Origin of the sequence: Aureimonas sp. AU12, from assembly GCF_001463705.1 — a bacterium.
Lineage (GTDB): Bacteria > Pseudomonadota > Alphaproteobacteria > Rhizobiales > Rhizobiaceae > Aureimonas.
This window is the reverse complement of sequence record NZ_BBWH01000010.1, coordinates 32207-45040: the sequence shown is the minus strand read 5'-3', so window position 1 is coordinate 45040 and position 12834 is coordinate 32207. Positions and strand designations below refer to the sequence as shown.

General features: G+C 67.6%; 13 protein-coding genes and 1 other RNA gene. 7 read left to right on the top strand and 7 right to left on the bottom strand.

Going from position 1 to position 12834, the window contains the following annotated elements; genetic code table 11:
* Window positions 1–28: 28 nt before the first annotated feature.
* The 3 genes from AUL33_RS21495 to AUL33_RS04545 form a co-directional block, all read right to left on the bottom strand.
* Window positions 29–175: a DUF1127 domain-containing protein gene (locus AUL33_RS21495; protein WP_082652311.1), complete on the bottom strand. Its 147-nt coding sequence runs from the start codon at window positions 173–175 to the stop codon at window positions 29–31.
* A 165-nt stretch (window positions 176–340) separates the two neighbouring features.
* Window positions 341–1306, bottom strand: a complete 966-nt coding sequence (nudC, locus tag AUL33_RS04550) for an NAD(+) diphosphatase (protein WP_062204348.1) — start codon at window positions 1304–1306, stop codon at window positions 341–343.
* Complete coding sequence (locus AUL33_RS04545) at window positions 1306–1731, bottom strand: HIT family protein (RefSeq protein ID WP_062204345.1); 426 nt, start codon at window positions 1729–1731, stop codon at window positions 1306–1308. The genes nudC and AUL33_RS04545 overlap by 1 nt, the downstream gene beginning before the upstream one ends.
* A gap of 30 nt (window positions 1732–1761) precedes the next feature.
* Between AUL33_RS04545 and ffs the strand changes: the two genes are divergently transcribed.
* Window positions 1762–1858: signal recognition particle sRNA small type (gene ffs / locus AUL33_RS04540), an RNA gene on the top strand.
* Between the two features lie 73 nt (window positions 1859–1931).
* Here the strand turns inward: ffs and AUL33_RS04535 are convergent.
* The gene (locus tag AUL33_RS04535; RefSeq protein WP_062204341.1) at window positions 1932–2534 is read right to left on the bottom strand and encodes an isoprenylcysteine carboxylmethyltransferase family protein; all 603 of its coding nucleotides are present in this window, start codon (window positions 2532–2534) and stop codon (window positions 1932–1934) included.
* Window positions 2535–2781: 247 nt separating this feature from the next.
* Between AUL33_RS04535 and AUL33_RS04530 the strand changes: the two genes are divergently transcribed.
* The 3 genes from AUL33_RS04530 (at window position 2782) to recR (ending at window position 5831) form a co-directional block, all read left to right on the top strand.
* Window positions 2782–4791, top strand: a complete 2010-nt coding sequence (locus tag AUL33_RS04530; protein ID WP_062204338.1) for a DNA polymerase III subunit gamma/tau — start codon at window positions 2782–2784, stop codon at window positions 4789–4791.
* 26 nt (window positions 4792–4817) lie between these two features.
* Window positions 4818–5141, top strand: a complete 324-nt coding sequence (locus AUL33_RS04525; protein WP_062204335.1) for a YbaB/EbfC family nucleoid-associated protein — start codon at window positions 4818–4820, stop codon at window positions 5139–5141.
* An 84-nt stretch (window positions 5142–5225) separates the two neighbouring features.
* The gene (gene recR / locus AUL33_RS04520) at window positions 5226–5831 is read left to right on the top strand and encodes a recombination mediator RecR (protein ID WP_062204332.1); all 606 of its coding nucleotides are present in this window, start codon (window positions 5226–5228) and stop codon (window positions 5829–5831) included.
* Between the two features lie 4 nt (window positions 5832–5835).
* On the opposite strand, the gene AUL33_RS04515 is transcribed toward recR, so the two are convergent.
* Window positions 5836–6204: a VOC family protein gene (locus AUL33_RS04515; RefSeq protein ID WP_062204328.1), complete on the bottom strand. Its 369-nt coding sequence runs from the start codon at window positions 6202–6204 to the stop codon at window positions 5836–5838.
* 113 nt (window positions 6205–6317) lie between these two features.
* Between AUL33_RS04515 and AUL33_RS04510 the strand changes: the two genes are divergently transcribed.
* A complete protein-coding gene (locus AUL33_RS04510; RefSeq protein ID WP_082652310.1) occupies window positions 6318–7559 on the top strand; it encodes a lytic murein transglycosylase in 1242 nt (413 codons plus the stop codon).
* A 45-nt stretch (window positions 7560–7604) separates the two neighbouring features.
* Window positions 7605–8510, top strand: a complete 906-nt coding sequence (locus AUL33_RS04505) for a cation diffusion facilitator family transporter (protein WP_062204322.1) — start codon at window positions 7605–7607, stop codon at window positions 8508–8510.
* Between the two features lie 68 nt (window positions 8511–8578).
* Here the strand turns inward: AUL33_RS04505 and AUL33_RS04500 are convergent, their stop codons facing one another.
* Window positions 8579–10570: a PhoX family phosphatase gene (locus tag AUL33_RS04500; protein ID WP_062204319.1), complete on the bottom strand. Its 1992-nt coding sequence runs from the start codon at window positions 10568–10570 to the stop codon at window positions 8579–8581.
* Window positions 10571–10638: 68 nt separating this feature from the next.
* Between AUL33_RS04500 and AUL33_RS04495 the strand changes: the two genes are divergently transcribed.
* Window positions 10639–11163, top strand: coding sequence for a PRC-barrel domain-containing protein (locus tag AUL33_RS04495; protein ID WP_062204316.1), 525 nt, complete (start codon window positions 10639–10641; stop codon window positions 11161–11163).
* Between the two features lie 76 nt (window positions 11164–11239).
* Here AUL33_RS04495 and AUL33_RS04490 read toward each other — a convergent pair whose 3' ends face one another.
* Window positions 11240–12715 (bottom strand): trypsin-like peptidase domain-containing protein, encoded by a 1476-nt coding sequence (locus AUL33_RS04490; protein WP_062204313.1) that lies wholly within the window; start codon window positions 12713–12715, stop codon window positions 11240–11242.
* Between the last annotated feature and the right edge of the window lie 119 nt (window positions 12716–12834).

Genomic DNA, 12834 nt, shown 5'->3' with positions numbered 1-12834 from the left:
CGTCAGGCTGGCCCGGAGGCCGTCCGGTTCAGCGGCCGATGCGAACCATACGCTCGATGTCGCCGCGCACGACGCCGATGTCGGAGAGCATGCGGTCGTCCATGCGGGTGAGCTCGAGCACGGTGCGGCGATGCGAGCGGAACGACTGGAGGCGCTTGGTGAAGGAGGTGATCATGACGGTCTGTCCGGGTTTTTGAATTCGTTGTGACCCTCATATACGCCTCTGACCTGCCCGCCAGGAGAGCAGATGCTGCACGTCTGTTGTGCATCCTGCGCATGACGGTGGCAGGACTGCTGTAACACTTCGGCAACCAGTTTGTGCAGATGCTGCCCAGAATGCCTATTCTTCGCGCAGTACGAAGCTACGGATGAGATGATGCGCAATCGCATAGCGAGGTGGAACGGCCAACCCGCTGGGATGTGAGCCATCCAGCATCGAGGCCACCTCGTCCCGGTCGAACCAGCGGCAGTCATCGAGCTCAGCCGAGTCGAAGCGGATCTCGCCGGGTTCGGCCAGCGCCACGCAGCCGATCATCAGCGAGCCCGGAAAAGGCCAGGGCTGCGAGGAGTGATAGCGCACGGCTCCGACGCGGATGCCGGCTTCCTCCATCGTCTCGCGGCGCACCGCATTCTCCAGCGTCTCGCCCGCCTCGATGAAGCCGGCGAGGCACGACCAGAAGTTGACGGGAAAGTGCGGTTGCCGGCCGAGGAGGCAGCGCCCGTGCCCGTCATGCACGAGCATGATCGACACGGGGTCGGTGCGCGGGAAGACGAGGTGATCGCAGGCCGTGCAGCGGCGGCGGAAGCCCGCCGCATCCGAGCGGGTGGGGCTGCCGCAGCGCCCGCAGAAGCGCGTCTGCGCATGCCAGTTGAGGAGATGGGCGGCCTGCGCCAGCTGGCCTTCGAGATCGGGGTCCAGCGCCTCGCGCATGCCGAGCGTGCGCAGGTCGTAGGCGTCGAACCCGGCGATGTGCTGTGGCGCCCCCGGCCAGTCCGGCTGTATCGTCGCCCCCGCGCGCTCGGCCGGCAGCGTGGTAGCAAGGCGCGGCGCGCCGTCTGCGGCGGTATGGCCGAGGAGGATCTCGATCCCACCGTCCCCCGCCAGCGCCCGGGCCTCGTCGACCGTGAACAACGGCTCCGGCGAATCGGCGGTGCCACGACACAGCCACTGACCGCTCGCCTGAACGAGGACCCGCGCGGCCGGGTCGGCGAGCGCCTCACCGAGCGAGGCGTCGGTGCGCAATTCGCCGTCACGGCGCAGGCGGTTGCCGGCATAGCCGAGGCGGACGGGGGCGGGTGCGGTCATCAGAGGCTTTCGCGCAGGGCGCGGACGAACTCGTCCGCGTTGTCGTCGTCGTAGGGGGTCGCCGTCTCGAAGCCCCAGACCGGCCTCGGCCAGTTCGGGTCGTCGGTGGACCTCGCGACGACGTGAAGATGGAACTGCCGCACGGAATTTCCGAGGGTGGCGACGTTGATCTTTTCACAGGAAGTCGCCGCCTTCAGCGCTTCGGCGCAGCGCGAGGCCTCTTCGGTCAGCGCAGCGCGGTCCTCCGATGCCATGTCGAACAGCTCGACGACACCGGTGCGGCGCGGCACGAGGATCAGCCAGGGCCAGCGCGAATCGTTCATCAGGAGAACGCGGCAGAGAGAGAGGTCCGCGACGGGGCGCGTGTCGGCGAGGAGGCGCGGATCGAGATCATCGCTCGGTGGCGTGGTCGAGGCGGCTTGCATTCGGTTCGGTTCTCCACGATATGGAAGATGGGAGGTTGGTGGTGGACGAGCCGCTCGCCAATCGGGTCAGGTCCGGAAGGAAGCAGCCCCAACGAATCCGGCACGGGTCATCGTGCCAGCCTCCCACCCTCTTCTTTGAGCCTCAATCAGTCCACCCGCGGCGCCATCCGGCGCCCGCGGTTTTTCGCGTCGAGGCTGCCTTAGTAGAGGCTGAGGACCGTCGGCATCATCTGCCCGTGCTGCAGCATCTCGACGAACTCGAAGGCCGGCACGGCAAGGAAGAAGACGAGGCCGTCGCCGAGCGTGCGGTAGAGGCGGCTGGTCGAGATATCGAGCTTGGCGCTGTCCAAGAACAGGCGGGGCGAGGGCCAGAAGCGCGGCACACGCGCCTTGTAAGCCTCATAGGCCGCGCCGAACAGCCCGCCGAGATGGCGCTCCTCCCGCCGGATCACCAGCGAGAAGGCCGCGACCGAGGCGGCGAAGCATAGGAGCCCGAGCATCAGGCTGCCGGTCTGCGCGCCGACGCCGCCTGCGGCGATCGACGAGAACAGATAAAGCGGGTTGCGGGTCACCGAATAGGGGCCGCTGTCGATGATGTCCTTCGACTTGTGGCCGCCGATATAGAGCGTGCACCACATGCGCCCGACGATGCCGATCGAGATCAGCGCCATGCCGGCGATCTCGATCGCCTCGTGCCCCTCTTCGCCCCAGGCCGAACGAACCAGCAGGAACGCCGCGAAGACGAGCGTGATGAGCACGGCAAGGGCGAGGCGGCGGAGCGACTGGTAGCGGCTGAGGGTCATCGGTGGTCACTCTGGTCGAGGTCGGGACGCGCTGGCTGGCGATCGGTGCCGGCGAAATGCACGATCGATTGCGCCCGCACCATGGCGCAGCCGGTGCAAACCTGTCGAGCGGCCCTCACGGTCGCGGCCCCTCGGCCCATGCGACAGGCTTGTGTGGACCCCGGCCATCGCAGCCTCTAGGGTCGCCGCAAACCCCATGCGGCCCCCGCCGGGCCCTGCCTTCGTTCGAGGATTCGATCCGCCCGCCATGGCCGACGACGTGCCGACCTCCGCCCCGCCTGCCGCCGCCGCGCCCTACCGGGTCCTGGCGCGAAAGTACCGGCCGCGCTCCTTCGACGACCTGATCGGCCAGGAGCCGATGGTGCGCACGCTGACCAACGCCTTCGATTCGGGCCGCATCGCGCAGGCCTGGATGCTGACCGGCGTGCGCGGCGTCGGCAAGACCACCACGGCCCGCATCCTGGCGCGGGCGCTGAACTACGAGACGGATGCGATCCACCAGCCGCGCATTCACATGATCGAGCCCGGTGTCCACGATCAGGCGATCATGGAAGGACGCCATGTCGATGTGGTCGAGATGGATGCGGCCTCGCACACCGGCATCGACGACATCCGCGAGATCATCGCGCAGGTGCGCTACCGGCCGGTCTCGGCCCGCTACAAGGTCTACATCATCGACGAGGTCCACATGCTGTCGACGCAAGCCTTCAACGGCCTGCTGAAGACGCTGGAGGAGCCGCCCGAGCACGTGAAGTTCGTGTTCGCGACCACCGAGATCCGCAAGGTGCCGATCACCGTCCTGTCGCGCTGCCAGCGCTTCGACCTGCGGCGCGTCGATCCCGCGGTGATGATCCAGCACCTGCGCAAGGTTCTGGCAGCCGAATCGGTCGAAGCCGAGGACGATGCGCTGCGCATCATCGCGCGCGCCTCCGAGGGCTCGGTGCGCGATGCGCTGTCGCTCACCGATCAGGCGATCGCACACGGTGCGGGGACGGTCGGTACGCAGACCGTGCGCGACATGCTGGGTCTGGCCGACCGGGCGCGCGTCGTCGATCTCTTCGAGCTTCTGATGCGCGGCGACGGGGCCGGGGCGCTGCGTGAACTCGGGGCGCAGTATCAGGCCGGCGCCGATCCCGTGGTGGTGCTGACGGATCTCGCCGACTTCACCCATCTCGTGACCTCGCTGCGCTTCGTGCCGGAGACGGCGGGCGATGCCTCTCTCTCGCCCGACGAGGTGGAGCGCGGTCGCGATTTCGCCGAGCGCCTGTCGGTGAAGACGCTGTCGGAAGTCTGGCAGATGCTTCTGAAAGCGATCGAGGAGGCGCGCGCCGCCGCCTCGCCCAAGCAGGCCGCCGAGATGGCGCTGATCCGAATCGCCCACGCCGCCGACATGCCGTCGCCGGACGACCTGTTGACGCTGCTGCGCAGCGGCACGCTGCCGACGCTTCCCGGATCTGGCTCGTCGCCGTCCGGCAACGGCATCGGCAACGGGATGGCGGGCAACAATGGCCATGGCAGCGCGGGCGGCGTTTCGTCCCCGGCCGCGCCGTCGCCTGTCGATGCCGTGAGCGGCGGCGGGGGCTCGGGCGCGCCCGCACATCCCGGCGCGACGATGCAGCTTCGCACCGTCGCCGGAACCGGCGGCGGCCTCTCGCTGGCCGCCCGGATGCAGCAGTCCGCGCCGCAGCCGGCGCCGACCCGCGCGCCCGTTCCGAGCGCCGCCGAACTCGCCGGCCTGCCACGCTCGCTGCGCGACCTCGAAAGTCTGGCGGCGGCGCGGCGCGATTCGAAGATGAAGGCGTGGATCCGCCGCTATCTCCGTCTCTCCAGCATCGAGCCCGGCCGGCTGGAGATGCAGCCCACCGAGGGCGCGCCCGTCACCTTCGCCGGTGACCTCGCCAAGCGTCTGCACGACTGGACGGGCCTTCGCTGGGTGGTGACGGTCGGCGGGGAGGCCGGGCCGACGCTGGAGGAGGCGGAGGCCGCCCGCCGCGCCCAACTCATTGCCGAGGCCGAGGCCGACCCGGAGGTTGCCGCGATCCTCGCGCTGATGCCCGGCGCCGTGGTGAAGGAAGTGCGCCTTCGCGGCGAACCCGAGGCGGAGGCACCGGAACCGGTCGCCATCGAGACGGTTTCCGACGCGGACCTGCCGGAGCAGTACGACATCGACCCGTCCGGCCTTGGCTTGGGCGAGGGGGATGACGACATGGGCGAAGGCGTTCTGTTCGATCCCGACGCCGACAGCGACGACGACTGACGATCAACACGCGAGGACCCGACAGCATGAAAGACATCATGGGCATGATGAAGCAGGCGAAGGCCATGCAGGAAAAGATGCAGAGCCTTCAGGCCGAGATCGCCGAGGCGACCGCCACGGGACAAGCCGGCGGCGGCGTCGTGTCCGTGACGCTGAAGGGCACGGGCGAACTCACCGGCCTGCAGATCGACGCCTCGCTGATGAAGGCCGACGAGAAGGATATTCTCGAGGACCTGATCGTCGCCGCCCATGCCGATGCCAAGCGCAAGCTGGATGCCGAGGTTCAGGAGAAGACGCAGTCGCTGACCGCCGGCCTGCAGCTTCCCCCCGGCATGAAGCTGCCCTTTTAGCACCCGGACGACCTTCGTACCCTCATCCCCAGCGCCGGCTCTCCAAGGGCCGGCGCATCGTTTTTATCAGCAGATCGACACGACATGGCCAAGACCATCGCCGGCCCGGAGATCGAGAGGCTGATCCAGCTTCTCGGCAAGCTTCCGGGCCTTGGACCGCGTTCCGCGCGCCGCGCCGCGCTGCATCTCGTCAAGCGGCGCGAGCAGCTTCTGCGCCCGCTCGGCCACGCCATGTCGGAGGCGGCCGAACACGTGAAGGTCTGCTCGAACTGCGGCAACATCGACACGCGCGACCCTTGCACGATCTGCACCGATCCCAGCCGCGACCGGTCCACCGTCATCGTGGTCGAAGACGTGTCCGACCTCTGGGCGCTCGAGCGGGCCAAGGCGCTGAACGCGGCCTATCACGTCCTCGGCGGCGTGCTCTCGCCGCTCGACGGAGTCGGGCCGGACGACCTCACCATCCGTCGTCTCGTGGAGCGCGTGGCCGAGGGCGGGATCGCCGAGATCATCGTGGCGGTCAACGCCACCGTCGAGGGCCAGACCACAGCCCATTACCTTATCGACCAGCTCGACGGCTTCGATGTGAAGATCACCCGCCTTGCGCACGGCGTGCCGGTCGGCGGCGAACTCGACTATCTCGACGAGGGCACGCTCTCGGCCGCCATGCGCTCGCGCACGAAGATCTGACCGCTCAGTCCGGCCGACGCTGCATGAGTTCGATGCGATTTCCGAACGGATCGGCCGTATAGAGCCGGTCATATCCCGGCAACGGCAAGCCGGGCTCGACCGGGTGTCCGGCGGCGGCGAGCCGGTCCTCGAGGGCTGCCAGATCGTCGACGAGGAAGGCTGGATGGGCTTTCAGCGCCGGCCGGAAATCCTGTTCCACGCCGCAGTGCAGCTGTATGTCGCCCACCGCGAACCAGCAGCCGCCGCGCCCGACGAGACTTTCGGGCTTCGCGATCTCGGCCATGCCGAGACGTTCGCCGTAGAAGCGTCGCGCCTCCGCCTCGCCTGCGGGCAGGATCGCCAGTTGCAGGTGATCGAGCGCGAGAACCACCATCCCACCAATCCTCACGACATCGTGCGACCTCATCATGGGCACTGCCGCCACCCCGGCGCAAGTCCGGTCCATTAGCCTTCCGGCAGGACAGCCGCATGCCGGAGACTTGGACCATGAGACGGATCGCAATCGCCCTTCTGGCGCTGACGGCCCTTGCCAGCGGCGCAGCCACACCGGCGCTGGCGCAGACGAGCGATGTCGACGCCGGCTTCCGGCGTTTTCTCGATCGCGAGATCTGGCCGCAGGCCGAGGCCGAGGGCGTGTCGCGCGCGACCTTCGACGCCGCCCTCGGACGCGTGAAGCCCAACCTCAAGCTGCCTGACCTGCAATTGCCCGGCCAGCCCGCCAAGGTCGAGGAGATCAACCGGCAGGCCGAGTTCCAGAGCCCGTCGGCCTATTTCGACGAGGCCAAGGTCGCGGGCGTTGCGGCCAAGGGGCGGGCGCTGCTCAAGACCTACGGCCCGGTGCTCAAGCGCATCGAGCAGCGCAGCGGCGTGCCGGGCCCGATCGTCCTGGCCATCTGGGGCCGCGAGTCCGGCTACGGCGCGGCGAAGATCCCCTATGATGCCTTCGAGGTTCTGGGCACCAAGGCCTATCTTTCGCGCCGCAAGGACATGTTCCGCACCGAGCTGCTGGCCGCGCTGAAGATCGTCGAGGACGGCGACCTGACCGTGGCGCAGATGAAGTCGTCCTGGGCCGGCGCCCTCGGCCAGCCGCAGTTCATGCCCTCGAAGTTCCGCGAGCTGGCGGTGGACGGCGACGGCGACGGCAAGCGCGACATCTGGAACTCGGTGCCCGACACGCTTGCCTCGATCGCCCATTACCTCCAGCTCTCGGGCTGGGTCGCGGGGCGCGGCTGGGGCTTCGAGGCGACCATTCCGGACGCCGTGTCCTGCACGCTGGAAGGGCCGGACAAGGGCCGACCGATCGCCGACTTCGTGCGCGGTGGCGTCACCCGTGTCTCGGGCAAGCCGTTCCCGGCGTCCGAGACGAAGGCCACCGGCCATCTCCTGATGCCGGCAGGACGCTTCGGCCCTGGCTTCATCGCCACGCCGAACTTCTACGTCATCAAGACCTACAACAATTCAGACCTCTACGCCCTGTTCATCGGCCATGTCGCCGACCGCATCGCCGGGGCCGGGCCGTTTGCCGGGCGCTGGCAACCGGTGAAGGGGCTGACGCGCGGCGACGTCTCGCGCCTGCAGGAGAAGCTGCAGGCGCAGGGCTACGACGTCGGCGGCACCGATGGCCTCGCCGGCTTCAAGACCCGCCGCTCCATCGGCGCCTTCGAGGAGAAAACCGGGCTCCCCGCCGATTGCTGGCCGACACGGGAACTGGCCGATCGCTTCCGCTGAGGGGCCGAGCTTGTCGCGGCGCCGAACCCCGTTACATCGGCGGGCATGACCGATCATGCCGAAGACATCGTCCTCAAGCGCTCCATCGCCATGACCGTCGTGGTCGGCGCCTCCGGCGTCGCCTTCGGCATCCTGTCGGGATCCCTGTCGATCGCCTTCGACGGGGTGTTCTCGGCCGTCGATGCGGCGATGACGGGACTGGCGCTCCTCGTGACGCGGCTGATCGCGCGCGACACGAGCCGGCGGTTCCAGATGGGCTTCTGGCATTTCGAGCCGATTGTGCTCGCCTTCAACGGCGCGCTGCTGACGCTCCTGTCGTTCTACGCCTTCATCAACGCTGTCGGCACGATCCTGGCCGGCGGGCGCGAACTGGTGTTCGACTGGGCCATCGGCTACGCCGTCCTCGTGGTCGCCATCTGCATCGGCATGGTGATCTATGGCCGCCGCGCCAACCGCTCGATCGGCTCGCAGTTCCTGGCACTCGATATCAAGGGCTGGACCATGTCCGGCGCGATCACCGCCGCGCTGCTCCTCGCCTTCACCATCGCTTCGCTGCTGGAGGGCACGGACTACGCCTGGCTGACGCCCTATGTCGATCCCGCCGTCCTCGCCGTCCTGACGCTCTGCCTCATTCCGGTGCCGCTGCGCACCGTCGTCTCGGCGCTGAAGGACGTGTTCCTCGTGGCGCCCGCCAAGCTCGATCTGGAGGTGCGCGCTGCGGCCGAAGCCGCGGTCGCTCGCCACGGCTTTCTCGATGCCCGTACCTATGTCGCCAAGGCCGGGCGCTCGAAGCTTGTCGAGGTGCATTTCATCGTGCCGGCCGGGTTCGCGATCGGTTCGGTCGGCGTCCTCGACGCCATTCGCGAAGAGGTGGGTGAGGCGATCGGCGGCGCGGGTCGCGACCGCTGGCTGACCATTGCCTTCACCGGCGACCCGAAATGGGCCGACTGACAACATGGATGCGGCGCACGGGGGAGGATCCGGGCGCCGCATCGCTCAAGTCAGGGGCGTTCGTCGCGTCAGGCGATCTTGCCGCCGCCCTGCTTGGTGATCGCGACCACGGACGGGCGCACCGGCATGTCCGGCTTGAAGTCGGGCCAGCGGGTCGAGAGATCCTCGTAGTAGGAGAGGCGGCCGAAACCGTCCCAGTCCTCGCCCCCGTCGCCGGGATGCTGCACGGCGACGAAGGCCGTCTGCATGTCCGGCAGAAGCAGGGGACCGCACATCTCGGCGCCGACCGGCACGCGGAAGAACAGCTTCGAGGTGCCGCGGGCCGGGCCGTCCGTGTCGACCGCGAAGAGGCCGTCGGTGCGCCCGGTGGCCTTCGGCGAGTTGCCGTCGGTCGAGACCCAGAGCCGGCCGTCGGTGTCGACGGCGCAGTTGTCGGGCATCCCGAACCAGCCGTTCTTCGTAGTCTCCGTCGAGAAGGTGGCGCCGACCGCGGCCACCGAGGGGTCGCCGCACTTCAGCAGGATCTCCCACTTGCCCTTCAAGGCCGCAAAGTCGCCCTCGTCCTCGGCGATCTCGATGATGTGGCCGAAGGCGTTGTTGGCCCGCGGGTTGGCCGCATCGACCTTGTCGTCCTTGCGCTTGGAATTGTTCGTCAGCATCACATAGACGCGGCCGTTCTCGGCGTTCGGGCCGATATCCTCCGGACGGTCCATCGGCGTCGCGCCGAGAAGGTCGGCGGCGCGGCGGGTCTCGATCAGGACGTCGGCCTGGCTGGCGAAGCCGTTCTCTGCCGTCAGCTTGCCTTGCCCGAAGGTCAGCGGCATCCACTCCATCGTGCCGTCCTCCTCGAACTTCGCGACATGGAGCGTGCCCTCGTCGAGAAGGTCCATGTTGGCGGCGCGGTCGGCGGGATCGAACTTGCCGGCTGTCACGAACTTGTAGACGTAGTCGAAGCGCTCGTCGTCGCCGAGATAGAAGACGACGCGGCCGTCCTTGGCGACGATGTTGTCGGCGCCCTCATGCTTGAACCGGCCGAGGGCGGTGCGCTTCTTCGGCACCGAGTTCGGGTCCATCGCATCGACTTCGACCACCCAGCCGAAGCGGTTGGCCTCGTTCGGGTCCTTGGCGAGATCGAACCGGTCGTGGAACTGGCCCCAGGCATAGGTGCCCTCGGGAATGCCGAGACGCTTGTAGTTGGCGGCCTCGCGATGATCGGCGGGCAGTTCTCCGCTGAAATAGCCGTGGATGTTCTCCTCGGCCATGATGTAGGTGCCCCAAGGCGTGACGCCGCCGGCGCAGTTGTTGATCGTGCCGAAGACCTTGCGGCCGGACGTGTCGGCCACCGTCTGGAGGCGCACGTCGCCGGCGGCGGGGCCGGTCAGCATCATTTCGGTGTTGGAGGTGATGCGGCGGTTCATCGCGCCGTCGCGCACGACCTGCCACTTGCCGTCCGTCTTGCGGATCTCGACGATCGTGCCGCCATGAGCGGCCATCTCGATGTCGACGCGCTTCCGGTCGGCGGGGGAGATCACGAGCTTCTCACCCTCGACCTTGACGATGCCGGGGAACATCAGGTGTTCGTTGGTGTATTCGTGGTTGACCACGAGGAGCCCATGTTCGGACGAGCCGTCCAGCGGGATGAAGCCGACATAGTCGTTGTTGTAGCCGAACTGGCGGGCCTGCGCCTCCGGCGTCTGGTTCACGGGGTCGAAGGCCGGGCTGTCGGGGAAGAGCGCGTCGCCCCAGCGCAGGAGCACGTCGGCGTCGTAGCCCTCGGCGACGTGATGTGTCTCGTCGATGCCGGCCTCGACTTCGGTGAAGGAGAAGCGCGAGGCGCCGGCCTCGGCTTTCGCCTCGTCGGCCGACAGGAGCGCGAGCGGGCTCACCGTGGCGGCGATGGCTGTGGCGGCCAGCGAGCCGCGCAGGAAGTCGCGGCGCGAGAACCGTGCGGCGACGATCTCGCCCATCGTGCGGTTGTTCGTCGGGTTCAGGCCCTCGCCCTCGGCATCCTCGAGCCGGCTGGTCGGGAAGAAGTTCTGCGCGCTCATGGCATCGGTCATCGTGGGGCGTCCTGTGCGACGATCTGGAACGGTTCCAGTCCCGCCTATCGCCCGAACGTCACAACCGGATGACGGTCGAAAGCGTGTTCCGCTGTGCCGGATCGTCGCGGTCGAGGGGATCGCGGAACCATGAAAGTTTCACGAAGGGGGAACGCGGGCTTTTCGTTCGGCGTCATCGATCGAACACCGGCGGTCTTCGCCGCCCGATCGAAAAGGACGTTTTCATGGCCAGAAAGTCTTCGATGACCAATGCAGTTCGTACGGCGGCACTTCTGTTCGCCCTGACCGGAGCAGCCTTGGCCCAGACGCCCGACCAGCCTCCGGTTCCGGCGGTGACCGAGGCCGGCGAGGCCATCGATTCCGGCGTCGGCGATCTCGATGCCCGCAGCTGGATCGGCAAGACGGTTGTGAGTTCGGATGCCCGGGACATCGGGCCTCTGCGCGACGTTAAGATGGCCAGCGACACCTCGGACGGTGGTCTGCTGGTGGTCGAGCACGCCGGCCGCCTTCTCGAACTGCCGCTCTCGGGTGCCAGCGCCGACGGCGACCGCGTGACGGTGACGCCGACGTTCGAGCGCGCCGTGGCGAATTGATGCCCTAAACGTAAAGGAGGCCGGGCCATGATGCCCGGCCTCCTCCATGTCGCTGCGCCTGAGGATGCGACGTCGGTCAGTTTCCGCCTAGGCAGAGCACCGGGTAAATCGATTCCTGCACCTTTGCGGTCGCGTCCGGCACGCTTTCCAAAGCCAGCGAGGCATCGGCCGTTTCAAAGGCGATGCCGTGATCCCGGAGGAACTTCGCGGCGGCGTCGGGGCGGATGGCGAAGTTGATGGACTGCGGGATGTCGCCCGTCAGATCGGCGACGGCAACGGCATTCAGCTTGGCCGTGACGACGCCGACGACGCGGCCGGCGAGGTCGACAAGCGGGCCGCCCGAATTGCCAGGCTGAACGGCCGCCGAGATCTGCAGGTAGTTGGCGTCGTTCATCAGGCCCATCAGAGACGAGACGTTTCCGCGCGTGACATTCAGGCTGTCGGCCAGGATCGAACGCAGCGGGAAGCCGAGCGCCAGCACGTCCTCGCCAAGACGCGGCTTGCCGGCGACGATCGGCAGCGGCTTGCCGAGTTTGGCGTCGACCTTGATCAGCGCGAGGTCGTGGTCCTCGTCGACGACGACCTTCGACGCCGCACCGAGATCGCCGACGAGCACGGTCTTGCAGGCCTTGGCGACATGCGCGTTGGTCAGCAGCCATCCATCCTTCGACACCACGAAGCTTGTGCCGGACGAGTCGAAGCCCGGCTTCGACAGCGTCCCGGCGTCGCCGTGCGGTTCGGTCGAAAGCGCTGGTTCGCCGAAGGCCACGCCCTCGGCGCGGCCGCTCTCCAGCAAACGAGCGACGGGGCCGACATCGCGGCTCTCCGGCTCGCCCGCAAACGGCTGGAAGCTGTTCAGCGCAACTGAAATGTAGGGCCGAACGGAAGCGTCGGCACTATTGCGCCAGGCGACCGAGAAGCCACGCAGATCGTTATCGCGACCGGAGAAGCGGATTACGTAATCGCGGCCATCATCGACACCACGAACCGTAAAGCCGTCGTCGTGGAATTCGGCATCGGTCACGGTCTTCGTGCCACTCTCTGCGGACAGGACGTCGTAGACGCCGCGCAGCGAATAGCTCTCGTCGTGAAACCGGACAGTCTCGATCTCGAGGTCGCTACCCTTCGAGCGCCACATGCGGCCGACCTCGGTCTCGCCGGCGGCGGAGACCAGCGCAAGCGGCAGCCCGAGGCGCGCGCCGGTGGTCGGGTCGTCGGTCAGCTTGTAGCCGGCGATGTCTCGAACCTTATCGCTCTCGGCGATCACCCGCTTGAGGAACGTCTCGTCCATGACGCCATCGGCCGCGAAGCCATGGCGTGCCTGGAAGTCGCGAATGGCGCGCAGCGTCTGCGCTCCAATGCGACCGTCGAACGGACCGACATAGTCGCCAGTCCAGGCCAGCCGCGTCTGCAGGCCGATCCGGAAGGAAGCGTCGGTGTTCTTGTTGTAAGCGGAGGCGAGATCGGCGCTGGGGCTCGCTGCCGCCGGCAGCGCCATCGGCGAGGCGCAAAGCACGAAACCCGCCAGTACTGCCGTGACCACGCTGCGCATGGAAACCCCCGAGATTGATCAGTCATGGGGACAATGCGGCAGCGCCGTTTTCGATCCCGGTGTCTTAATGATTTGTCAAGCTTTAGCGCTTGCGTTTTTCCGCATGGTTTCATCGCCAT